This is a genomic window from Pseudoalteromonas sp. NZS100_1, assembly GCF_015864285.1.
GTDB lineage: Bacteria > Pseudomonadota > Gammaproteobacteria > Enterobacterales > Alteromonadaceae > Pseudoalteromonas > Pseudoalteromonas arctica.
The window spans coordinates 1-22,337 of sequence record NZ_JADYXN010000017.1 but is presented as its reverse complement, the minus strand read 5'-3'; the positions used below and the strand labels follow the sequence as shown (position 1 = coordinate 22,337).

Genomic DNA, 22,337 nt, shown 5'->3' with positions numbered 1-22,337 from the left:
TGCGCTAATTTTGCCCTTAATACTCTCAATATGGTGAGTCGATGCGTATTTTTAATTATTGTTTAAATGTTATGTCTGCTGGATTTAGCCGCTTATTTGTGAAAAGCAAAGTGCTGCCAGAAAATCCTATTAAACAGTATGATCTAAACCCTGAGTATCCTACATTTTATATAGTGCGCCTAAATTCGCGATTTGATTTAGCCGCCCTTGCACATGCTTGTAAAAAAAATGGCCTACCTAGTCCAACCGAAGAGCAAGTATTAGGCAACCAAAATTTAGACCGCTTTATTGGCATTAAAAACCCGCCGCCACTGTTTGGTGATGAAGCTAAGCCAACCAATGCTTTAGCTCAAGGTAAGCAAATTATTGAGTACCTCATACAAAGCGGACAGCAAAATGTACAAGTTGTTCCGGTAACTATTTTATGGGGACGCGACCCAGGCAAAGAAAAGCCAGGATTGCGCACTTTAATCACGCACTCCCTAACTCCTAGCTGGTTTAGAAAGATTTTTGTCGTGTTGTTTTCAGGTCGCGATAACTTTATTCGCTTTAGTCAGCCTCTCGACTTATCGCTGTTAGTGAATGAGAAAGCAGACGTAAGTGAATTACCACATAAGTTGTTACGTGTTGCACGTGTACATTTTAAGCGTCAAAAACTTGCAGCTACGGGCCCTAAAATGCCCTCTCGCGAGCAATTATTTAATTCATTATTAGCATCACCTACAATAAAAAAAGCAATTCAAGATGAAGCTAAAGCTAAAAATATCAGTCAAACCGAAGCGCGCCAAAATGCACTTAAGCTACTTGATGAAATAGCGGCTAATTACTCTGAGGCGATGATACGTGTAGCTGAAAGGTTTTTAACCTGGTTGTGGAATAAGCTTTATAACGGTATAGACATTAAACATGCTGAACAAATTCATGAGCTAACCGATAAAGGTCATGAAATTATTTATATGCCTTGTCATCGTAGCCACATGGACTACTTACTGCTTACCTACTCTATTTATCATTTAGGTTTAGTACCACCGCATATTGCTGCGGGTGTAAATCTTAATTTTTTCCCTGCTGGCGGTATATTTAGACGCTCAGGTGCATTTTTTATTCGTCGCTCGTTTGCCGGTAATAAGCTTTACTCAGCCATATTTAAAGAGTATTTAAGCCAGCTATTTATTAAAGGCTACTCTGTTAAGTTTTATACAGAAGGCGGACGAAGCCGCACTGGGCGTTTGCTACCGCCTAAAACCGGCATGCTCTCAATGACCTTACAAGCCATGCTACGCGGAATAGACAGACCTATATCTATTGTTCCTGTGTATATTGGCTATGAGCATGTAATGGAAATTAATACTTATCTTAAAGAACTAGATGGTAAAGATAAAAAAGGCGAATCTATTTTTGGAATTTTTAAGGCAATCAAAAACCTTAAAAACTACGGTCGTGGTAATTTAAACTTTGGTGACCCAATCTCTATAAACCAATATTTAAACGATAACCAACCAGATTGGCGTGATTCAATACACCCAACCGACGTGCAAAAGCCGCAATGGTTAGCGCCACAAGTAACTAAGCTTGCCGACCAAGTGATGGTTAAAATTAATAATGCGGCGGCGCTTAATGCGGTTAACTTACTAGCGATGATATTGCTGGTTAACGATAAACAAGCATTGAGCAAACCAAAGCTATTAGCACAACTTGATTTTTACCTGCGTTTACAACGCGATGCAAGCTATAGCGATAAAGTAACCGCGCCAGACGAAACACCAGAGCAATTACTAACGCATGCATTAAAGCTGAATAAGTTTGAAGTTATCAGTGATGAATTTGGCGAAATTATTACTATTAGCGATAAAGAAAAAGTACTGTTTAATTACTACCGAAACAACATTTTACACTTGTTTGCAGTACCAAGCTTAATTGCACTACATCTATTTAAACAACACAGCACAACTATTGAGCAATGCCAGCAACTTGTAAAAACGTTTTATCCGTTATTTGCTAAAGAATGGTATTTACAGCCTCTTGATGAAAACTACATTACACGTATTTTAGCGAACTTTGCAGATCAAAACTTAATTGAGTTTGATGGTGACAATATTCATATAACAAACGGTAATGACTGCTTAGCTAAGCTAGAGATGCTTGGGCGAGCACTTAGCTTTACTCTGCAACGATACGCTATTGTGATTGGTTTTATTCAAACAAGTGATGGCATTGAAAAAGCTGAGTTAGAGCGAGAAAGCCAAGTGTTAGCGCAACGTTTAGGCACACTGCATGGTATTAAAACACCCGAATTTTTTGACAAAAAAGTACTTGTTAGTTTTATTGAAAACTTGCGTGGTGAATCATTAATAACAGAAGGTGATAAGGGCTTAGTAGGTAGTACACAACTTTGTGAAACCTATGCACACCTTAAAACATTACTGCCAGCACGCGTCTGGCAGTCAATCAGCGATATAGTACAAGATCAGTGTAACTAGCACTATATCTATAAAAGGGGGTTAGCGCTGACGCATAACCCCTTCTTGCATTGTTGAGGCAACCAAGTTGCCTTGGCGATCAAAAAACTGCCCGCGTACCAAACCACACCCATTACTCGCACTTGGACTATCAATTGAATACAAAATCCAATCATCCATTCTAAATGGGCGATGAAACCACATTGCATGATCAATAGTCGCTACTTGCATATTTGGCTGCATAAACGATACACCATGTGGCTGTAATGCAGTTGGCAAAAACTCAAAGTCAGACGCATAAGCAAGTAAATAATTATGAATGCGTTGATCGTCTGGCATTTCACCATTAGCTTTAAACCAAATATGCTTTACCGGCTCCATAGCTTCTGGTTTAAATGGATTATGAAAAGTAACTGGTCGCATTTCAATCGGCATTTCACGCGTAAACTTATTACGGATCACCTCTGGAATATGCGCAGCATTTTCTTGATAAAACTCAAGCGATGAACGCAGGTCTTCAGGTGCGGGGACATCAGGCATTGTTGCTTGATGCGATAAGCCATTTTCCTCACCCTGAAACGACGCTGTCATATAAAAAATTGGCTTACCGTACTGAATCGCTTTTACTCGGCGAGTACTAAAGCTCTTCCCATCACGAATAGTTTCGACATCATAAACAATCGGTTTAGCAGGATCGCCTGGGCGTAAAAAGTAAGAATGCAATGAGTGAACTATACGCCCTTCGGGTAGAGTTTCTTTAGCTGCAGAAAGTGCCTGCCCCATAACTTGACCGCCAAATACAGCACCAAAGCCTAAGTCTTGGCTTTGCCCTCGGTATAAACCTTTCTCAATTTCTTCAAGTGTTAACAACGACAATAAATCATCTAATACTTGGCTCATTACTTCTTCCTCATTACCCTAGTATCCAAATGATACTATACAATAGTGGGAAGTAAATATTTGTTAGGAATACTGTTATGGCTTACTGGCTATTTAAAACTGAACCCGATGCGTTTTCATTAGATGATTTAAAAAACGCACCAAAACAAACGACTCTTTGGGAAGGCGTGCGTAATTACCAAGCGCGAAACTTCATGCGTGATGGCGTTAAGGTCGGTGATTCAGTGATGATTTACCATTCAAGCTGTAAACACGTAGGTGTAGCGGGTATTGCCGAGGTTACAAAAGAAGCCTACCCAGACCCCACTCAATTTGATTTAAGTAGCGACTATTACGATGCAAAAGCCACCAGCGACAAACCACGCTGGGTTGTTGTTGAAGTTACTTATCAAAGCCATTTAAAAAAATTAATTAGCCTTAAAGATATTAAAGCCAATAATAACATTACTGAAATCGCACTTAAAAAAGGCGGACGACTATCAATAATGCCTGTTACTAAAAATGACTGGGATGAAATAATCAAAATGGCGCAGTAACACCCTCTCAGTTTGACCTAATTTCATTGAGTTTGATATGATCTATGCTGACTTATAGCTGGAGGATTAATGAAATTACTGTATTGGTTAGATGAATGGTTAACTCTCCCGCGCAATGAGCAACAAACTCGATTACCCATGACGGGTAGTGATTTACTCGGCGATGTATTTGTTAAGTATGATTTTGTTGACGTTAATAAGCCCCTGCTTTTTACCTTTTCACCCGCAGGCACTAACGTGCAAGAGCAAGATCTTCACCCTGATTTTGCACCATGGGGTTATCACTTGGCTCAAAAACAAAACGTAAACGTAATCGCTTTTCAGCATTTAGGTAAAAGTAATTGGTTTCGTAATCGTAATTTAATCTTTTTTCTCGAGCAATTATCAACATTACTTACGCCGTTTAATTGTCGATTAGGCTATGGCTTAAGCCGTGGCGGATTTGCTGTTGGCGCTTTTGCTAAACTATTAAAGCTAAACCAAGTACTGTTCTTTCACCCGGTAAGTACTAAAAATAAAGAATTAGTACCCTGGGATGACCGCTCTAGTACCGATATAGCTCAGCAGTTTGACTGGCAACAAGATTATCACGATCTAGATTTAGGAGATGCCCAAGGCTATATTATTTACGATCCTACTAATCGTATAGACCGAATGCACGCCAAGCGCTATAAGCAGTTAACTCACTTGCGAGTATTTGGTATGGGACATGGCACACACGCTACATATTTGAATAAGTTTGGGTTTTATAAGCAAGTAGCCGTTGATTTCATTCAACATCAGCAAATCGATATTGCACAGTTTCGCCTGCAAACCAAAACCTTACGCTTAAAAGAAGATTATTATCAAAGTCTCAATACGGCTAATGCAGACTCCCCCCATCGTTTAGCATTATTGAGTACAGCGCATAAAATTTTAGCTGATGAAAAAGAAGTGTATGTACAAGAACATCAAGCAAAAATTGATATTCAGCCATTAATAGATGTGGCACTTAAGCACCAAGATGAGCACCCTAATGATGCTATTCAGCTATTAGAAGTCGCCCAGCAACTTCTACCTGACGACCCTCTAATTGAGCATAAACTCAAACAGTTGGAAGAGTAATTATTCCAACTAAAACGGCTATAAAGGCTAACTACTCTATTTAGCCTTTTTCTTTTTGTGCCTATGCTTGGGCACAATGGTAAAGTACATCATTAAACCTAACCAAGAAAATATAATGATTCCCATTAGCCAGCCATTCTTTTCATGACCCTGTGTACGCTTACTGTTGAGTACAATAACGACAGGTAATATGTAAGCACTTAAAACAACAATTAAAAATACAACTTCATTCATTATTTTTCTAGGCTCGACCAGTCTACTTCACTACTTAATACTCGATCTACCGATATATAGTGCAAAATATCGCCTTCACTTACTTTGTAATCTAATGGTGGGTTTAAATCCATATTTTGCGCACTTAAATTATGGGCAACACCTAACAGTATTGCATCATGCTCAAGCTTAAAATGATGAAACAAAGTACCAAACTCCATATCTTTGCAGCCACTTGGTACTTTCAAGCTAAATTGTGTATCGCCGTGCAAAGTAGATAGCAGCTCCTCTTGCACACGGCTCGAACCTGGATCTTGCATTGAGCGTACTAATATCTCAGCTGATTTTGCACTACTACATTCTACATTTTGGCAATGCTCTAACATCATCTCAACTTTAGTTTCATCTAAAAAGTGAGCACTTATATGACAATCATCTTTTACTAAGCGACTTATGCGCAGGGCTGTCGTAAATGTCTGGTCGTCATCTTGACCATCAATAATCACCTTATCAGCACTACGAATAGCTACCCGCTCTAGTTCAGCTAAATTTGTAAAACTCGTTAAACGTGCAAAATCAACGCTTTCGTTAGCTAAAAAAGGATGATCCATTTGCTCTGTTACCGCGAGTAAAATACGACGGTCAGTACGTTTCGTATCTGCCAAAATGTAATCAATCATCTTTTTTGTACGAGTGTCGTGCCAACCAAAAATAATAATATGGTGGTTACTGTGGGCAAAGTTTTTATCACCAGTCATAGCGCGCCTAATTAAGTAAGTAACAGTTTGTCCTGCTTTTCCTAGCAAAACACCAAATAAAGCTAAACCAAATGGAATTTGTATTAATGCTACCACCCAACGACCAAGATCAGTAGTTGGACTAAAGTCACCATATCCCACTGTTGATGTTGTTACTGTGTAATAGTAAAAAAAGGTAGTAAGCGAGGTTAACGCTTTCTCATTCGCTATAAATAGTAAGCTCCATGTTAATAGCATATGAGTCAAAATAGCTAATGCCACTGCTTGCCAACTCAACTGATCTATATGAGCGCGAACAAGTAACGCTAGCCTTTTAAATATCACCGGCATAATACAAAGTCTTCGTTAGTAAATTATCTATAAACAGTACGTTACTGTAAGCGATGCTTTTAAGCAATGTTTAAGCTTTTAACCACAAATATAAGACTAAATGCTGTTTGCCAATGGTGATTTTTCATGATTAATTAGCGTTAAAATAATAACCAAAACAGTTGTGCTTATGCTTAATAAAATAGCCCGCCCTTTTACTAAAATTGTAGAGCGCTATCTTCCCGACCCTTTTATATTTGTAATTTTACTTACAATAATTACTCTTATTAGTGCGAGCTTATTTACAACCGCAACCAACATTGAAGTATTACAAGCGTGGGGAGGTGGATTTTGGAACTTATTAAGTTTTGCTATGCAAATGCTACTAGTGTTAATTACAGGCTACATGTTGGCAAGTACGCCACCTATAAGTAAGTTATTAGAAAAACTAGCAACACTCGCAAATACAGCACCTAAAGCAATTATATTGGTAACGCTTATTTCACTTTTAGCGAGCTGGATAAATTGGGGATTTGGCTTAGTTATTGGTGCTCTTTTTGCCAAAGCAATTGCTAAACATACTCGTGTAGATTATCGATTATTAGTAGCCAGCGCTTACTCAGGTTTTGTTGTATGGCATGGCGGATTAGCCGGTTCGATTCCTTTAACTATCGCAACCGATAGTCACTTTTCAGAGGCCAGCATTGGTATTATTAGTACAGAGCACACTTTATTTGCGGGCTTTAATATAGCCATATTAGTTGGTTTATTCATTATTATGCCGCTCGTTAATCGCTATATGCTGCCAAGCGAGCAAGAAAGCGTATATATCGACCCAGCTCTTTTACAAGAGACAACACCTAAGCCCACAACAATAACCAGACCCGCCCAACATTTAGAACAAAGTAAACTACTCGGTATGACAATTGGCTTATTAGGTTTGGCATATTTAGGTTATTACTTTTTTATTGCTGGCGGAAACTTAAACCTTAATAGCGTTATTGCCGTATTTTTGTTTTTAGCTATTACGCTGCATCAAACACCCCATAATTTACTTAACAGTCTGCAACAAGCAATTCCAAGCGGGGCTGGCATTGTTATTCAATTTCCTTTTTATGCCGGCATCATGGCGGTAATGGTTGATAGCGGATTAGCACAACAGATATCACGTGGCTTTATTGCCGTTGCAGATGCTGATAGCTTGCCATTTTTTAGTTTTATAAGTGCAGGACTCGTTAATATGTTTGTTCCCTCTGGCGGTGGCCAATGGGCTGTACAAGCACCCATTGTAATACCCGCAGCGCAAGAGCTAGGCGCCGATATATCTCGCGTTGCAATGGCCGTTGCATGGGGTGATGCGTGGACTAATTTAATTCAACCTTTTTGGGCATTACCCGTCCTTGCTATCGCAGGCTTAAAAGCAAAAGATATTATGGGATTTTGTGTTGTGCAGTTATTTGTAACTGGGGTTTTTATATCGCTGGTATTGAGCTTTTATTAAATGTAAACATAATAAAAAGGCGTGTAAAACACAAGCACTGGTCATTTTATGCACTCTCGTTCTGCTGTTGTAGCTCCACCAACCTACCCTCTTTCAGTTGATAGACTTTGCTGGCCATGTTAATGGTTTCTTGGCGATGAGCAATCATAATCCGCGTGATGGGTAAGTGCTGAATTTGTTCACTTATTTTCGCTTCGTTGTCTTTATCTAAATGACTAGTTGCTTCATCCATAAACAACACGCAGGGTGATTGATACAATGCGCGAGCAAGAAGTAAACGCTGTACCTGCCCGCCCGATAAGTTTGATCCCATGTCCCCAACTAATGAGTTATAGCCCATAGTCATTTTGGTAATATCATCATGAATAGCCGCATGACGAGCACACGTCTCTATTTTTAAATAATTCGGCTGTGGGTCAAAAAAACTGATGTTATCAGCGATTGAGCCAGCTAACAGTGTGTCATCCTGCATTACTGCAGCTATTTGTTTGCGGTAGTTTTTAAGGCCAAGCTGAGTAATATCTTTGCCATCAAGCAACACAGTCCCTGAGGTTGGCTGTAATAACCCTAGCATTATTTTCATCAACGTAGTTTTACCCGCACCTGACGGACCCGTAATCGCAATCGAGTCACCGGAATTCAGCGTTAAATTAACATTGTTTAAAATCGGCACTTGCTCTTCACTGTAACTAAAGCAAATATTTTCGAGCGTAAGCTGACCTCTCACTTTACCTTCGTCATCACCTGTATAGGCCATTTCACCGTCACGATTAGCTTCTTGTTTCGTGAGTGCTATATCTGCAATACGGTCTAAGTGTAAGCGCATCATTTTGAATTGAATGATTTGTTCAATTAAGTTGGCAAAGCGGCTGGTTAACTGGTTTTTATAAGCAATAAACGCCAGTACCATACCAACAGACAAGCTATTGCTCATAACTAGTAATGCAGCAAAGTAAATCACTAATACATTTTCAAGGCCAAATAACAGCTTGTTAAATGAATCAAAGCTAATGTTTAAACGCCCTAAACGAATTTCACTGTTTATTACCTCTGCATAACGGTTTTGCCAAATTCCTTGGCGCTGCGATTCATTACCAAACAATTTTATAGTTTGCATACCCCGAATATTTTCTAAAAAGTTCGATTGCTCTTTGGCAGATGATTGAATCATTTCTTCGGTGGCTTGATGTAGTGGACGATACAGCGCTAAACGTACCAAGGTATACAGTACAATTGCACCAACAACTACCGCAGTGAGTTTTAGCGAATAAATTAGCATCATAATCAATACGGTAATGCCCATTACTCCATCGACCAGTGTTTCTACAAACCCTGTAGTTATGCGCTCCCGTATTTGCGCTAATGAGCCAAAGCGCGAGACAATATCGCCAATATGGCGGGACTCAAAATAGTTCATTGGCAAGCGCAATAAGTGCCTGAGCAAATTCACGCCCATTTGCATATTGAGCAAACTCGAAAGCCGTAAAATTAGCCAACTTCGTACCGCATTAGTCACCACTGAAATTATCGCAATCAGAGCAAAACCCATGGCAAGTACCGTTAATAACGATTCATCAAAACTAATGAGTACTTCATCCACCACCCACTGCATATAATAAGGGGTCATCAAAGCAAATAATTGCAATACCAGTGACAACGCAATCAGTTTTATTAGCCCTGCTTTTAAGCCCTTCATTGAGCTCCAAAGTTGGGTAAACTTCATCTGTGCTTGTTCTTGTTTGGCTTCAAACTGACTGGTTGGAGTCAGCTCTAAACAAATACCGGTAAAGTGTTTACTAAACTCATTACTATTTAAACTGCGTTTACCAACAGCTGGGTCGTTTATAGCAAACTTAGTTGAAGATCCTTTACCAGAGACTTTGGTCAATACCACAAAGTGATTCATATCCCAGTGCAATATACACGGCGTTTGCAGTTTATGAACTTCATCAAGCGGGCATTGTAGCGCACGGCTAGCTAGCCCTAAATTATCACCTAGCTCAATCAACTGCTGTAAGTTCATACCCTTTAGATTAGCCGAAAAGCGTTTTCGCATGGCAGGCATATCCAGCTTATGACCGCGATAACATGCCACCATAGCCATTGAGGCAAGGCCGCATTCGGCTATTTCGGATTGGAGAATCACTGGGACTGGTTTTGAGAATGAAAAAGTTATAAGTCCATTTGCAGAGTTCATAATTACCTTAGTCAAACAACATTCTATTAATCAAGCTCATTTTTTGAGAAAATAGCCATTGAATCTAACTTCAGCATAACTCGTATTACTATCGCGGAGACACCTAAAGTACAAGTAATAATCCAAAAATCAACTAGCTCTAAGGCACCATTGAGGCTTAATCTTAAAATAATAAAATTACCTCCCATAAAGAAAACCATAGAGATAAAAATATATAACGCCCATTTTTTATTTTTATATATACCCGTTAGAATAGCTAAAGAAAACCCAAGAGTTACAGTAAAGAAAGCTAGCTCACCGTATGAAATTACATTATCACTAAGCAGCAAATTTACGTCTTTTATAATTACATATACAGACCCTAGGACTATCAAAGAACACATTGCAAAAATTGATACGATCGCGGATAGCTTCATTTTAAATAAAGAAGGGAATAAATCCCCTTCTATCTCCTCTATTATAATTACTCAGCGGCGTTATGATATACTGCAGCTATACCACCTACAATTGCACCAAAACCAGCTCCAATCCCAATTGCAGTAGCCAAACCGCCTGCAGTAATCGACGAGCTAGCATATAGACCAGCAATAATAAAAGGTAGTGGGCCACCATTTATTTCTTGTATTTCATTACTTGTTAATTCTCTCATTGCAAGACCCTCCTATTTTCTAATTGCATTATAAGTTGCTATACCACTAATGATTGCAGCAAAGCTTGCAACTTCTCCATAGACTGCTATTGCTACAAACAGGGGGAATGGACCACCACTTACTTCTTTAAGTTCATTTACATTTAATTCACGCATAATGTTATACTCCATAAATCCGATGCTTTTTAGTTAAGTCATCGGGTTGTTAATATGCTCCCCTTCAATAAAGGTGAGCGATTAATAGGCTAGCTTTAGCTGCTCGCTAAAGTTAACTAAAGCTGGCCGTCTTTTTCGGTTGTTTGCATTTAGCAAACCACCAAAACTTTCAAATTTTTCTTTATTTTATAAAACTCTACACTTAACTTACGCGCCCTTTTAGGCTGTACAGTGGCTCTAGTAACCACTCGATTAATGTGCGCTGCTCCAACATAATATCTGCCTCAAACAACATGCCACTTTTCAACTCAAACGCCTTACCATAGGCCTGCATTTGTTGTTGGCTGAGTGTCGCTCGCAAACGGTACACTGGCTCTTGCAGGGTAATAGGCAGGCGTATTTCATTTGGAGTAATGAGCGCCTTGTCGATGCGGATAATTTTGCTGTTAATAAAACCAAAGCGTTGGTAAGGGAAAGCATCAAAACGCAGGCGCGTATCGTTACCTAGTTGTATAAAGCCTGCTGAACGTGTTGGTAGCAGCAACTCTGCTACTAGCTCTGAGCCTTCGGGAATAATATGCAACAGTGGTTTGGCTTGGGTAAGTGTTTCGCCTTCAACCACTTGAATGCCAGTAACAACACCGCTGTTACTGGCTGTTATGGTATATTGATAGTTACTTTTAATTTGTGTGAGCTGGTTTTGAATATCCGCTTGTTGGCGCTTAAGACTATTTATACGCAAAGTATACTGCTGGGGCACGTTAGCAATATTAAAACTAAGTTGACTTAATTGATTTTCTTGCTGCATAAGCAAGCGCGCTAGGTTTTGTTTTTCTTGCTTAGCATCTAAGAGGGCTTGCTGCTGTTGCTCTCGCTCGATGTTTGATAAAAAGCCATTTTTATTAAGTTGATTAAGGTTGCTTTGTTGGCGGTTAAGTAGCCCTAATTTTTCATCAGCTAGAGCAAGTTGACTTTGTAATGCAGCTTGCTCATTAGTAAGTGCACGTTTTTGCGCGTGCAAGTTAAGTGACTCTTGCTTTTGTAGGGTAAGGTTTTGTGTTATCTCATCATTGAGCAACTGTATTTGCATACTTAGCTGCTCAACAAGCTGGGTACTCAAGGCTATGCCTTGGCTGTTATTTTGCTGCACAATAATGGTCGCCAACGGCTGACCTTTAGTAACGGCATCACCCTCTTGTACAAATAGCAGCTCAATCATACCACCTTGACTAGCAAAGGTTTGGATTATCCCTTTATTGGGTATTAAAAACCCCCGTACTGTTTCCTTGCGGGAATACTCTGCTGTAAATAAAAAGCTTATCACTACAATCGCAATACATACCAAAACAAATACGATAAGTTTTATTGATAGTGGTTGTGCTAGCGTAATCACACCAGTTAAACGCTCACTTTGCTGAGCGACAGCTTCCTTTCTAAATAACATCCAGTTGATCCGCTAAGATTGTTCTAATTTATATTACACTAGAATTCAATTAACAATAAATCAACATAAAAGTCGAAAAATAAAATATTAATGCAAAAAACTAACTTATTTAGTTAGAAAAAATAAAAATACTAGCTCGATAAAATAGTCATCGGCAGGCTCAATATTGGATTTTCCGAATCGGCAAAGTGCATCATTACAGCTACATGCCCAGCTACTACAATTGCATACATAACCGCTGAAAAACCTTGGCCATATTTATCTAGTGGCATTAAATGTGAATAGTGACGGCCTCGCCATTCAAATACAATTTCCAGCGCACCTACAAACAAAAAGAATACCAGTAACATTAAGCCAAATGTGTAGCTCAGCCATAAGCCAAACAGTACACCGAGTAAACATACACTTAGGCCAATCCATGAACGCATTGAAAAGCTAATACTTTTTAATACATGTCCGCCATCAAGCGGTAAAATAGGTAACAAGTTAAATAAATTTAGTAACGCACTAAGCACCGCCACACCTGCAAATATTTCCATCTCAGTGGCGTAATATAAAACGACACCCAGTACTGAGGTAATTAAACCAAACGCGGGTCCCATTAATGATATAACGACATCTTGCCAACGAGTTGTTATTTTGTCGTCACTTACAGCGAGCCCACCTACAAATGGGATTAAGTAAATACCTTTGGTTTTTATGCCAAAGTATTTCATTGCTCGCACATGGCCGTACTCGTGTACGACTAAGCAACCAATTAGCATCAGTGCAAATTCAATACTAAATAACCACGCATAGCCTGCAACAGAAGCCCCCGCAAGCACTACTTTAATGACCTTAGCACTTTTAAAAAGCTTAAAGCCTAATGCAGCCAGGCCTAAAAAGCCTTTTTTAGGTGAGCCATTTGTAGGTGCTGGTAGCGCAAGCTGTGTTGCAAATTGCTCATCCACAAAAAGCGAAATACTTTGCTCTTCCGCCGCTCCAGTATCAATACCAATTACTTTGTTGTCGTAAGTAAACTGATAATAGTTTTCACGAGGGTTATCAAAGGTAATGGCTTGTTGTCCATGAAACACTTGCACAATTTTTTGCCCAGACACCATAAGCGAAAATGGTTGCTCGGCTAAGGTAAGATCTATTCTTATCATAATTAAGACCGTTTAAAATAATGGCGCTAGTATACCTAATCAGCTTAAAAACACGAGTGAAGGTGCTAGGTAACTATTTTCAAAATAAAAGTATTTGATACTGACAAAATAAAAAAACACTACTACTTTTATAGTAACTCCAAGCGATACATTGAAAGGGATAACAGTGGACAAAATAGTGCCTAATATTTTAGTTGTTGACGATTCAAAAGCAATTTTGATCGTTATGGAAGCTATACTTAACGAATTGGGTATGTCTAACACTATAACTACGTGCCTGAATGCAAAAGAAGCTCTTGAAAAAGTAAAAGAAGATGTTAACTACTTTGATGCTATTTTTACTGATCTCAATATGCCCGAAATGGACGGCATGGAACTAATCCGCCACTTAGGAGAGTTACATTATCAAGGCGGTATTATAATTGTTTCTGAAATGGACCATAAAGTTATTAGCTTAGCTGCCAATCTCGCGAAACAACATAACGCTCACCTCATTGGTAATATTTCAAAGCCAGTGCAACTGTCTCAGGTTAGTAGGTTACTTATTAAAGTGGCGCAATTAAACAGCCACACTTTATTAAAAGAGTCGGCCATTTCAAAAGATGAGCTTATTGATGCATTAAAAAACGATGAAATAACGCCTTTTTACCAACCAAAAATAAACGCTGATAACAATAAAATTGAAAGCGTTGAAGTCTTAGCACGTATTTTATCAAGTAAAGACGGCAATATTATTTTACCTAACCGTTTTATAAACACTGCCGAACAACACAACTTAATTAATCAAATTACATTTTCTCTTTTTGAAAAGGCCACCAGCGAATTCAAAAATATGAAAGCGCAACTAGGTCATGATTTTAAAATGGCATTTAATTTATCGCCAACTCAGCTCGACGACTTAAACTGCCCTAATAAATTACTGCTCATTTTAGAATTAAACCAACTCACGCCTAGTAATATAATTATAGAAATAACAGAACAACATGCACTCTCAAGCCTCATGCAATTAGAAACACTAAACAGATTAAGAATGCATGGCTTTGGTATATCGCTAGACGACTTTGGTGTTGGTTTTACTAATATGAATCAGCTTCGAAATCTTCCTTTTACTGAAATTAAAATAGACCGTTCACTTATTAGCCATATAGAAACAGATTTATTTTCTCAAGTGGTCGTAAGTTCGTTATTTAATATTACGAGTAAAGATAATTTAGACTTAGTAGCAGAAGGTGTTGAACGACCAGAAGAGCTCGTTTATTTAAGGCATTATAGAAGAAAACTAGCCATACAAGGTTTTTTATTTAGCCGCCCTAAACCACAAAACGAATTTATATCTTGGGCTAAAGATTGGCTGAAAACTGATGGCAGCCCCGCTTAAAGCGGTATTAATATTTAATCGGGGCTGGTTAACTAATTATCACCCCGAGTGTGTTTATCTTCTTCACTGACTATATGCGCACTGCTTGCTAAACGTTTGTGCCAACGCTGCCTTGCTACTGCGCGCATATTAGTAGATTGGTCACGCTCATCTACAATCTCTAGCCCCATTAAAGCTTCAATCATATCCTCTAGCGTTACAATACCTTGCACGTCACCGTACTCATCTACAACTAGGCATATATGCGTGCGCTTTGTTAAAAGAGTTTGCAGTAACGACGATACATTTTGAGAACTCGGCACCGTATAAATAGGCTTAATCAATTTGCTAATTTTGTAATCGGTACCTAAACGGTGAAATGCCAGCATAATATCGTTTTTATGCACAAACCCAACAATATCGTCGCTGTCTTTATCAAATACCAATATACGAGAAAATGACGACGAGCCGTGATCGTTTAAATACTGATTCACTGTTAAGTCTTTGTGGATTTTAAAAATTACAGTTCGAGGCGTCATTAAGTCGCATAATTTTGCATGTCTAAAATGCAATAAATTACGAATTATTTCGGACTCATCCTGATGTAATGCACCCGACTCCGTACCTATATCAGCCATTGCCTCTATCTCTTGACGAATATAGTAAGCCTCATCGTGCTTTGGACCCATTAAATTTGTTAGCTTTTGTGCAAACCATACAAAAGGCTTTAGCGATATAACTAAAAACCTCAAAGCGTAAGTAACACTTGGCGTTAGAGCTCGCCAGTAATTAGCCCCCAAGGTTTTAGGAATAATTTCAGAAAGAATTAATACGAGGAATGTCATAATGGCTGATGCAATACCTACAGCCGCATCGGAAAACACGACAGCTGCCTGTGCGCCTACCCCAGCAGCACCCGCAGTATGGGCAACCGTATTTAAAGTTAAAATAGCAGCTAAGGGCTGATCTATATTGTTTTTAAGTTTTTCGAGCTGTTTAGCAAGCTCAGGATGATCTTTCCTAAGTGATGCAACATAGCTGGGCGAAATACTTAATAACACAGCCTCCATCACAGAACATAAAAACGAAATAACAATCGCCACTACCATATAAACTATCAGTAAAGTCACTTTCTCTCCTCTATATTGGATATGTGAGCATGGTATCAATACATGCTATATTTGGCCAAACTTCCAATAATAATAGGCATAATAATGAAATTTAGCGCACCATGGTGTCATCAAAATAAGCTATTTAAGCATGCAGCGACTCTTTTGACGCTTAGCAGCTTGAGCTTTGCTGCAATAGCTGCACCATTGGATAAATCAAAAATTCAGTTTATCGGCCCACTTGCCGAAGATATGCAGTTAAAGCCTTTTCAAACACCTCATGGCAATGCCATTATTAATAACCTATTGCCGCAGCTACAAGCAGACTCAGATAGTTTTTCTGTATTTGGGAAAAAACAAAACTGGCAGCCGTTTAATAAAATCAATGCGCTCACTTTAGGTGGGTTACAGGCACTAAAATTTAATATCGAAACAACCCGCTTCACTCAAGGTACGCTTACCTTAAAAGGGATTGAGCAAGGTCAGTTATTTATTAATGGCGAACTACAAACAGGCGATAAAAATAGCTATAAGTTAGCTTTAAGTAACAGCACTCACTCAGTTTTAATAGTAACTCAGCAAGTAGCTAATTGGCATGACGTAACACTTGATTTTGCACCTAAAAATGACGTTGATAAAATTACGCTTAGCGCCTCACAAACAAAACGCTTATCTGCAAAACAATTGTTTGATGCCCCTACAATTAGCCAATTATCACTCGCACCTAATGCTAAGCAGTACGTTACTACTACTCGCACTTATAGCGATAAAACACAAAACCAAGCAAATACAATTACTGTACTTAAAGATTCAGATAATCAAACGCTTTATCGCTTCGAAGCAGGCCAACCAAGTAACATTATTTGGAGTCCAGATAACCAATATTTAGTGTATTTGTTAAATGGTGAACTTAAACAACTTAGCCGTAAAAACTTCTCAATAAAAACATTAGCAAACGATTTAGAAGGAGCCAATGGCTTTACCTTTTATAACGACACCAGTCTTTTGTTTAGCTGGTCTAAATCACCTGAGAGCACTAACAGCTTAACCAAGCACTATAAAGGTCTACAAGATCGTTGGTCGTATGCACGTACCACCAGCCAAATTTACATGCTTGATACTAAAAGTGGTTTAACAAAAGCACTTAGCCAAGGTCCTCTTTCTTACAGCCTTGAAGATTCAAATAGTAACCGTGGCAAAATATTAATGAGCCGCCCAGTAATGGCAATGCAAGCATCAACCCACCCTGAAACAGAGTTAGCCGAACTCGATTTAAAATCAAACAAGCTTTCATCGCTTGGTAAATTCAAAACATTTAATTTAGCCAAATACGCAAATAAAGATATTTATGTAATTGCAGGCCCCGATTTTAAAAATGGCGCAGGCAGAGCATTGCCAAAAGCAATGCTTGCCAATAACTACGACGGGCAACTGTATTTACTTACCGAAAACGGTAAAAATGTAAAAGCTTTCAGTAAGCAGTTCGATTCTGCTATTGGCCAACTGCAAGTTTTAGAAAACGGCGATGCGCTCATTAAAGTAACAGAGCAAGACACTCAACCGCTTTACCTATTTGATTTAAGTAAACAGCGCTTTAAAAAGTTAAATACAGGATTGGATATTGTTGAACAATTTAGTTACTCACACGACCGTAATACCGAAATTTTATTAAGTGGCACTAACGCTTTAGCGCCACAACAGCTAAAGCGCCTTAACGTAAGTAAAAATAAAACAGATTTAATATGGGATTCAAAACCAAGTAGCTATGCAAATACACGACTCCCTACATTAGAAGAGTTTAATTTTAAAAATAAACATGGTGTCGAAATCACTGGCCGCGTTTATATTCCTAGCAACTTAGATAAAACTAAAAAGCACCCGGCGCTCGTGTATTACTACGGCGGCACTTCACCAGTTACGCGTGGTTTTACAGGTCGTTATCCGTTTAACTTATGGGCAGAAAATGGCTACGTTGTTTATGTAGTACAGCCTACTGGCGCAACAGGGTTTGGACAAAAGTTTTCAGCGCAGCATGTTAATGCCTGGGGCGACTACACTGCAGACGATATTATCGAAGGCACGCAAGCCTTTTTAAAGAAATACAACTATGTTGATAGTGAAAAGGTAGGAAATTTAGGGGCATCATACGGTGGCTTCATGACCATGTTATTGGCAACTAAAACCGATATATTTAGTGCTTCAATAGCTCATGCGGGTATTTCTAATATTACCTCGTATTGGGGTGAAGGTTGGTGGGGCTACTTATATTCTGGCGAAGCATCAAAAAATAGCTTTCCGTGGAATAACCCTGAGCTTTACAGCAAGCACAGCCCTGTGTTTCATGCCGACAAAGTAACAACACCTATGCTACTTCTTCATGGTGATAGTGATACCAATGTACCTGTTGGCGAAAGCTTAACAATGTACACTGCGCTTAAACTGCTTAATAAGGACGTAGAGTTAATCGAATACAAAGGCGCCGACCACCAAATTTTTGCACGCGATAAACGATTTGATTGGTGGAACACCATGCTCGCATACTTTGATAAAAAGCTAAAAGATGAACCTCAATGGTGGGACTCAATGTATAAAAATGACTGAGCCTGAACCTTTAAAATAACGACTTAATACAGATTTATTAATAGTAGTATTAATTATTTAGCACCTTTTAATTAGTTTAAAGGTGCTAACCTCATCCTCTAATAACGTCTTATACACCTTTGAAATATTAAGTTACTTAAAACTAATAAACCCCCTTCTCAGCATTTACCTAATGGTGCTACCATACAGAGCTATAAGCATTCAAAATAAAGTACTATGGCTATTAATGTTTTATTGGTTGAAGACGATGAACTACTCGTTAAACGCATCCAAAATCACTTTGCAGATACCGAATTTACAATAGAGGTAGACCCAACTGGCGCTGATGCACTTAACATTGTAAGGCAGCGGGTAAACCTGCGCGGTGCTATATCATTAGCCATAATTGACATTGTTTTGCCAAAGCGTGATGGGCTTCAGCTGGCAAAAGAATTAAACACACTTACCGATATTGGCGTTATTGTATTATCGAGTCGTGACTCCCAAGCCGATCGTATTGCAGGCCTTGCACAAGGTGCTGATGACTATATTTGTAAGCCTGTCGATTTACTTGAGTTAGAACTTCGCATGCGCGCGCTCTATAAGCGTGTTGCCGTTAACCTAGAAGACGACGAAAGCGAAGAATTTATAGAATATGCTGACTTTAAGCTTCACCCCGATAACCGCACACTAATTACTGCTGCGGGCGTTGAGTCACGCTTAACTGAAGCCGAACATAAAGTGCTTATTTGCTTAATTAGTAATGCAGGTAAAGCCACATCCCGTGAAAAAATATCAGAAGAAATAGGCCAGCCCGATTGGAGCCCAAACGATCGTACTGTTGATGTGCTTATTGGTCGTTTACGTAAAAAATTAAATGACGAAAAAGATCAAAAACGTATTGTTACCGTTCGCGGTAAAGGCTATATGCTTTCTATTTAATACTTAGTTAATTGCGCAATAAGGCGCTCAAATGCGCGGTAATTAAGTGCTTCTTTAAGCTCATTTAAACTAATGTTTTCAGCGCCTTTTAAATCACTAATTGTACGCGCCACCTTAATTACTCTATGGTAAGAGCGTGGCGATAAAGATAACTTCTCGCTTGCTCTAGCTAAAAACTGCAACTCTGCTGGCGCCAGTACACAGTGCACACTCATTTCTTTATTATTAAGCCTCGCATTAACCTTACCTTGGCGTTTTAGCTGTAGGTAATAAGCCGCTTCAACTCTTGCTCTAACCTCAGCACTACTTTCCTCTGGCTGAGTACTTTGTAGTTCAACGCTCGTTAGACGAGGCAGTTCTATTTGCAAATCAATACGGTCAATAAAAGGTCCTGATACTCGCGATAAATAACGCATAACTTGATCGGGAGTTGCCCGCTTATCAGTATGGCTCCCTGTTGGGCTTGGATTTAATGCTGTAATAAGCTGAAACTGCGCCGGAAACTCCATTTGCCTTGCTGCACGTGAAATAGTAACCGTGCCGGTCTCCATTGGCTCACGCAGTGAATCAAGCACCTTACGCTCGAACTCCGGTAATTCGTCCAAAAAAAGTACGCCATTATGCGCCAATGAAATTTCACCGGGCTTCGGGTTTGAAGAGCCACCCACTAAAGCAACAGCTGAGCATGTATGATGCGGATTACGAAATGGCCGCTGTCGCCAATTAGTTAAATCTATGGATTGCCCAATAATGGAGTAAAGCGCGGCAGTCGAAATAGCTTCATCGTCCGACATAGTAGGCATTATAGTTGCCATTCGCTGAGCAAGCATTGATTTACCAGTGCCTGGTGGACCTAAAAATAATAAATTATGCCCGCCAGCTGCAGCAATTTCGAGTACTCGCTTTGCACCGGGCTGACCTTTCACATCGCTTAAATCAAGTAAAAAGTCAGGGGCTTGTGTGCAGTCGGGATACTCTATATTTAATGGTAAGGGTTGTTGATTAAGTAAATCCCCCCACACTTCTTGAATAGAGCTTACGGCTTTGCGTTTAACGCCATTAACTAGGCTTGCTAGGCTGTCGTTTGCAATAGGTAAAAAGCAGCAACGATCTTGCTCTTTTGCAGCAAGTACCGAAGGTAAAATAGCGTTTACACCACGCACCTCACCATTAAGAGCAAGCTCACCATAAAACTCGTACTTGTGAATATCAGGACACACTATTTGCCCAGAGGCGACTAAAATACCCACCGCAATAGCAAGATCAAACCGTCCGCCATCTTTTGGCAAATCGGCAGGGGCTAAATTTACAGTTATTCGTTGATCGGGAAAACCAAATTGTGAGTTTTCGAGTGCGCTACGTACTCTATCTTTTGATTCTTTAACGGACGCTTCGGGCAGGCCTACTATATGAAAAGCGGGTAAACCATTTCCTAGGTGAACTTCTACAATAACTTCAGGGGCATTTATACCCACTTGAGCACGAGAAAATATACGAGCTAACGACATTCCTTATCCTAGTAAATGGTGTGATTACACCAGTTTAGTCAGGATATTTAAAAACGTGTAATGTGATTTGCCATTTTATAGCAGCTAAACGAAGTAATAAGGTCATTAACATACCTAATACCATCGCCATTTCGGTTACTAACGAAAAACTAATGCCAAGCGTATAAACAGTGCCACCCGCTATACAGGTAATAGCGTAAAGCTCACCTTTTAATAGCATAGGGATCTCGCGTGCAAGCACATCTCGAATTAATCCACCAAAGCAGCCTGTAATTACAGCCATAATTACCGCTGTCATATCGGGCATACCAACAAGCTGCGCTTTTTGCGCCCCCATTACTGCAAAAAAAGCTAAACCAAACGCATCCGCTGTTTGTAAAATATAATGAGGTATCGGCTTTTGTTTATTTATAAGGCGTGTTGTAACAAATACTGAAGCTAGTATGGCAAAAAAGTAACTTTGATCGTGTAACCAAAACACAGGAACATCTAAAATTAGATCTCGCACTGTACCACCACCAATAGCAGTTACCGTCGCTAAAACTACGACTCCAAAGCCATCCATTTTTTTTTCGTACGCTAGCAAAGTGCCCGACACAGCAAACACCGCAATGCCTATTAAATCAAACCAGTGATAAAGTTCTGTCATGTGATGTGTATTGTTACTTAAAATCTTTTAACCGTTTTAACATAAAATACTCTTTTTTAAAAAATAAGTTATTTGTTAAACGTCACAGATATTAGAGTAAAGTCATTAAATAAAGCAGAATATAAGGTATTTTATCAAACTGCTGACACAAAAAATCACTCGATAAAGAGTGCGATTTTGTTTTAAATTTTTAGATATTTAATTTCAGTGGTTGCGGGAGCTTGAGTTTATAAAAAGCGAACCGACGACCTTCGCTTACTTATGCAGAGTATTTTGCGCAGTAACAGTGGGTTTAAATTTATAAGAATTTATTAAACTGCAGACGTAAAAAATCACTCGATAAAGAGTGCTATTTTATTTTAACTTTTTAGGTATTTAATTTCAGTAGTTGCGGGAGCTTGAGTTTGTAAAAAGCGAACCGACGACCTTCGCTTACTTATGCAGAGTATTTTGCGTAGTAACGGTGAGTTTTATAATTATAGGAATTAATTAAACTGCAGACGCAAAAAATCACTCGATAAAGAGTGCGATTTTGTTTTAGCTTTTTAGGTATTTAATTTCAGTGGTTGCGGGAGCTTGAGTTTGTAAAAAGCGAACCGACGACCTTCGCTTACTTATGCAGAGTATTTTGCGTAGTAACGGTGAGTTTTATAATTATAGGAATTAATTAAACTGCAGACGCAAAAAATCACTCGATAAAGAGTGCGATTTTGTTTTAGCTTTTTATGTATTTAATTTCAGTGGTTGCGGGAGCCGGATTTGAACCGACGACCTTCGGGTTATGAGCCCGACGAGCTACCAGACTGCTCCATCCCGCG

At 39.1% G+C, this 22,337-nt stretch carries 19 protein-coding genes and 1 tRNA gene; 7 read left to right on the top strand and 13 right to left on the bottom strand.

Features of this window, described 5'->3' with window-relative positions; translation table 11 throughout:
- Window positions 1-41: 41 nt before the first annotated feature.
- Window positions 42-2,480, top strand: coding sequence for a glycerol-3-phosphate 1-O-acyltransferase PlsB (plsB, locus tag I6F66_RS12430; RefSeq protein WP_197119723.1), 2,439 nt, complete (start codon window positions 42-44; stop codon window positions 2,478-2,480).
- Window positions 2,481-2,501: 21 nt separating this feature from the next.
- Here the strand turns inward: plsB and tesB are convergent, their stop codons facing one another.
- Entirely contained in the window at window positions 2,502-3,359 is an 858-nt protein-coding gene (tesB, locus tag I6F66_RS12425) for an acyl-CoA thioesterase II (protein ID WP_165727095.1), read from the bottom strand.
- A 77-nt stretch (window positions 3,360-3,436) separates the two neighbouring features.
- Here tesB and I6F66_RS12420 point away from each other — a divergent pair, with 77 nt between their 5' ends.
- Both I6F66_RS12420 and I6F66_RS12415 read left to right on the top strand, forming a co-directional pair.
- A complete protein-coding gene (locus tag I6F66_RS12420) occupies window positions 3,437-3,895 on the top strand; it encodes an EVE domain-containing protein (protein WP_024592465.1) in 459 nt (152 codons plus the stop codon).
- 69 nt (window positions 3,896-3,964) lie between these two features.
- Window positions 3,965-4,999, top strand: a complete 1,035-nt coding sequence (locus tag I6F66_RS12415; RefSeq protein ID WP_007587047.1) for a hypothetical protein — start codon at window positions 3,965-3,967, stop codon at window positions 4,997-4,999.
- 36 nt (window positions 5,000-5,035) lie between these two features.
- Here I6F66_RS12415 and I6F66_RS12410 read toward each other — a convergent pair whose 3' ends face one another.
- Together I6F66_RS12410 and I6F66_RS12405 are read right to left on the bottom strand one after the other, a co-directional pair.
- A complete protein-coding gene (locus I6F66_RS12410; RefSeq protein WP_007587044.1) occupies window positions 5,036-5,233 on the bottom strand; it encodes a PLDc N-terminal domain-containing protein in 198 nt (65 codons plus the stop codon).
- Window positions 5,233-6,300, bottom strand: a complete 1,068-nt coding sequence (locus I6F66_RS12405) for a potassium channel family protein (protein ID WP_007587041.1) — start codon at window positions 6,298-6,300, stop codon at window positions 5,233-5,235. Before I6F66_RS12405 ends, I6F66_RS12410 begins: the two co-directional genes overlap by 1 nt.
- Before the next feature lie 169 nt (window positions 6,301-6,469).
- Here I6F66_RS12405 and I6F66_RS12400 point away from each other — a divergent pair, with 169 nt between their 5' ends.
- A complete protein-coding gene (locus I6F66_RS12400; protein ID WP_165740426.1) occupies window positions 6,470-7,780 on the top strand; it encodes a short-chain fatty acid transporter in 1,311 nt (436 codons plus the stop codon).
- A gap of 46 nt (window positions 7,781-7,826) precedes the next feature.
- On the opposite strand, the gene I6F66_RS12395 is transcribed toward I6F66_RS12400, so the two are convergent.
- The 6 genes from I6F66_RS12395 to I6F66_RS12370 form a co-directional block, all read right to left on the bottom strand.
- Window positions 7,827-9,977: a peptidase domain-containing ABC transporter gene (locus I6F66_RS12395; protein WP_197176631.1), complete on the bottom strand. Its 2,151-nt coding sequence runs from the start codon at window positions 9,975-9,977 to the stop codon at window positions 7,827-7,829.
- Between the two features lie 26 nt (window positions 9,978-10,003).
- The gene (locus I6F66_RS12390) at window positions 10,004-10,306 is read right to left on the bottom strand and encodes a hypothetical protein (protein WP_139047204.1); all 303 of its coding nucleotides are present in this window, start codon (window positions 10,304-10,306) and stop codon (window positions 10,004-10,006) included.
- Between the two features lie 134 nt (window positions 10,307-10,440).
- Window positions 10,441-10,626, bottom strand: a complete 186-nt coding sequence (locus I6F66_RS12385) for a hypothetical protein (RefSeq protein WP_007587028.1) — start codon at window positions 10,624-10,626, stop codon at window positions 10,441-10,443.
- 12 nt (window positions 10,627-10,638) lie between these two features.
- Window positions 10,639-10,782: a class IIb bacteriocin, lactobin A/cerein 7B family gene (locus I6F66_RS12380; RefSeq protein WP_007587027.1), complete on the bottom strand. Its 144-nt coding sequence runs from the start codon at window positions 10,780-10,782 to the stop codon at window positions 10,639-10,641.
- A 202-nt stretch (window positions 10,783-10,984) separates the two neighbouring features.
- Window positions 10,985-12,226, bottom strand: a complete 1,242-nt coding sequence (locus I6F66_RS12375; protein ID WP_165722370.1) for an HlyD family efflux transporter periplasmic adaptor subunit — start codon at window positions 12,224-12,226, stop codon at window positions 10,985-10,987.
- A 131-nt stretch (window positions 12,227-12,357) separates the two neighbouring features.
- Window positions 12,358-13,374 (bottom strand): metalloprotease, encoded by a 1,017-nt coding sequence (locus tag I6F66_RS12370; RefSeq protein ID WP_165727092.1) that lies wholly within the window; start codon window positions 13,372-13,374, stop codon window positions 12,358-12,360.
- A 166-nt stretch (window positions 13,375-13,540) separates the two neighbouring features.
- On the opposite strand from I6F66_RS12370, the gene I6F66_RS12365 reads away from it, so the two are divergent.
- Window positions 13,541-14,752 (top strand): EAL domain-containing protein, encoded by a 1,212-nt coding sequence (locus I6F66_RS12365; RefSeq protein ID WP_165727091.1) that lies wholly within the window; start codon window positions 13,541-13,543, stop codon window positions 14,750-14,752.
- Window positions 14,753-14,784: 32 nt separating this feature from the next.
- Here I6F66_RS12365 and I6F66_RS12360 read toward each other — a convergent pair whose 3' ends face one another.
- Window positions 14,785-15,861 carry a hemolysin family protein gene (locus tag I6F66_RS12360; protein ID WP_024590554.1) on the bottom strand — a complete coding sequence of 359 codons (1,077 nt, stop codon included), beginning with the start codon at window positions 15,859-15,861 and terminating at the stop codon, window positions 14,785-14,787.
- 84 nt (window positions 15,862-15,945) lie between these two features.
- Between I6F66_RS12360 and I6F66_RS12355 the strand changes: the two genes are divergently transcribed.
- Complete coding sequence (locus I6F66_RS12355; protein ID WP_197209329.1) at window positions 15,946-18,441, top strand: S9 family peptidase; 2,496 nt, start codon at window positions 15,946-15,948, stop codon at window positions 18,439-18,441.
- A 216-nt stretch (window positions 18,442-18,657) separates the two neighbouring features.
- Window positions 18,658-19,362, top strand: a complete 705-nt coding sequence (locus tag I6F66_RS12350) for a response regulator transcription factor (protein WP_002957913.1) — start codon at window positions 18,658-18,660, stop codon at window positions 19,360-19,362.
- Here the strand turns inward: I6F66_RS12350 and I6F66_RS12345 are convergent.
- From I6F66_RS12345 to I6F66_RS12335, 3 genes are all read right to left on the bottom strand, one after another.
- A complete protein-coding gene (locus tag I6F66_RS12345; protein ID WP_165727089.1) occupies window positions 19,359-20,870 on the bottom strand; it encodes a YifB family Mg chelatase-like AAA ATPase in 1,512 nt (503 codons plus the stop codon). The genes I6F66_RS12350 and I6F66_RS12345 overlap by 4 nt on opposite strands.
- Before the next feature lie 34 nt (window positions 20,871-20,904).
- Window positions 20,905-21,519: a trimeric intracellular cation channel family protein gene (locus I6F66_RS12340; RefSeq protein ID WP_007587018.1), complete on the bottom strand. Its 615-nt coding sequence runs from the start codon at window positions 21,517-21,519 to the stop codon at window positions 20,905-20,907.
- Between the two features lie 741 nt (window positions 21,520-22,260).
- A tRNA-Met gene (locus I6F66_RS12335) sits at window positions 22,261-22,337 on the bottom strand.

Bases quoted from the DNA above. Each gene is read 5' to 3' on its own strand.
- plsB (WP_197119723.1), top strand. From the start codon at position 42: ATGCGTATTTTTAATTATTGTTTAAATGTTATGTCTGCTGGATTTAGC.
- tesB (WP_165727095.1), bottom strand. From the start codon at position 3,359: ATGAGCCAAGTATTAGATGATTTATTGTCGTTGTTAACACTTGAAGAA.
- I6F66_RS12420 (WP_024592465.1), top strand. From the start codon at position 3,437: ATGGCTTACTGGCTATTTAAAACTGAACCCGATGCGTTTTCATTAGAT.
- I6F66_RS12415 (WP_007587047.1), top strand. From the start codon at position 3,965: ATGAAATTACTGTATTGGTTAGATGAATGGTTAACTCTCCCGCGCAAT.
- I6F66_RS12410 (WP_007587044.1), bottom strand. From the start codon at position 5,233: ATGAATGAAGTTGTATTTTTAATTGTTGTTTTAAGTGCTTACATATTA.
- I6F66_RS12405 (WP_007587041.1), bottom strand. From the start codon at position 6,300: ATGCCGGTGATATTTAAAAGGCTAGCGTTACTTGTTCGCGCTCATATA.
- I6F66_RS12400 (WP_165740426.1), top strand. From the start codon at position 6,470: ATGCTTAATAAAATAGCCCGCCCTTTTACTAAAATTGTAGAGCGCTAT.
- I6F66_RS12395 (WP_197176631.1), bottom strand. From the start codon at position 9,977: ATGAACTCTGCAAATGGACTTATAACTTTTTCATTCTCAAAACCAGTC.
- I6F66_RS12385 (WP_007587028.1), bottom strand. From the start codon at position 10,626: ATGAGAGAATTAACAAGTAATGAAATACAAGAAATAAATGGTGGCCCA.
- I6F66_RS12380 (WP_007587027.1), bottom strand. From the start codon at position 10,782: ATGCGTGAATTAAATGTAAATGAACTTAAAGAAGTAAGTGGTGGTCCA.
- I6F66_RS12375 (WP_165722370.1), bottom strand. From the start codon at position 12,226: ATGTTATTTAGAAAGGAAGCTGTCGCTCAGCAAAGTGAGCGTTTAACT.
- I6F66_RS12370 (WP_165727092.1), bottom strand. From the start codon at position 13,374: ATGATAAGAATAGATCTTACCTTAGCCGAGCAACCATTTTCGCTTATG.
- I6F66_RS12355 (WP_197209329.1), top strand. From the start codon at position 15,946: ATGAAATTTAGCGCACCATGGTGTCATCAAAATAAGCTATTTAAGCAT.
- I6F66_RS12350 (WP_002957913.1), top strand. From the start codon at position 18,658: ATGGCTATTAATGTTTTATTGGTTGAAGACGATGAACTACTCGTTAAA.
- I6F66_RS12345 (WP_165727089.1), bottom strand. From the start codon at position 20,870: ATGTCGTTAGCTCGTATATTTTCTCGTGCTCAAGTGGGTATAAATGCC.
- I6F66_RS12340 (WP_007587018.1), bottom strand. From the start codon at position 21,519: ATGACAGAACTTTATCACTGGTTTGATTTAATAGGCATTGCGGTGTTT.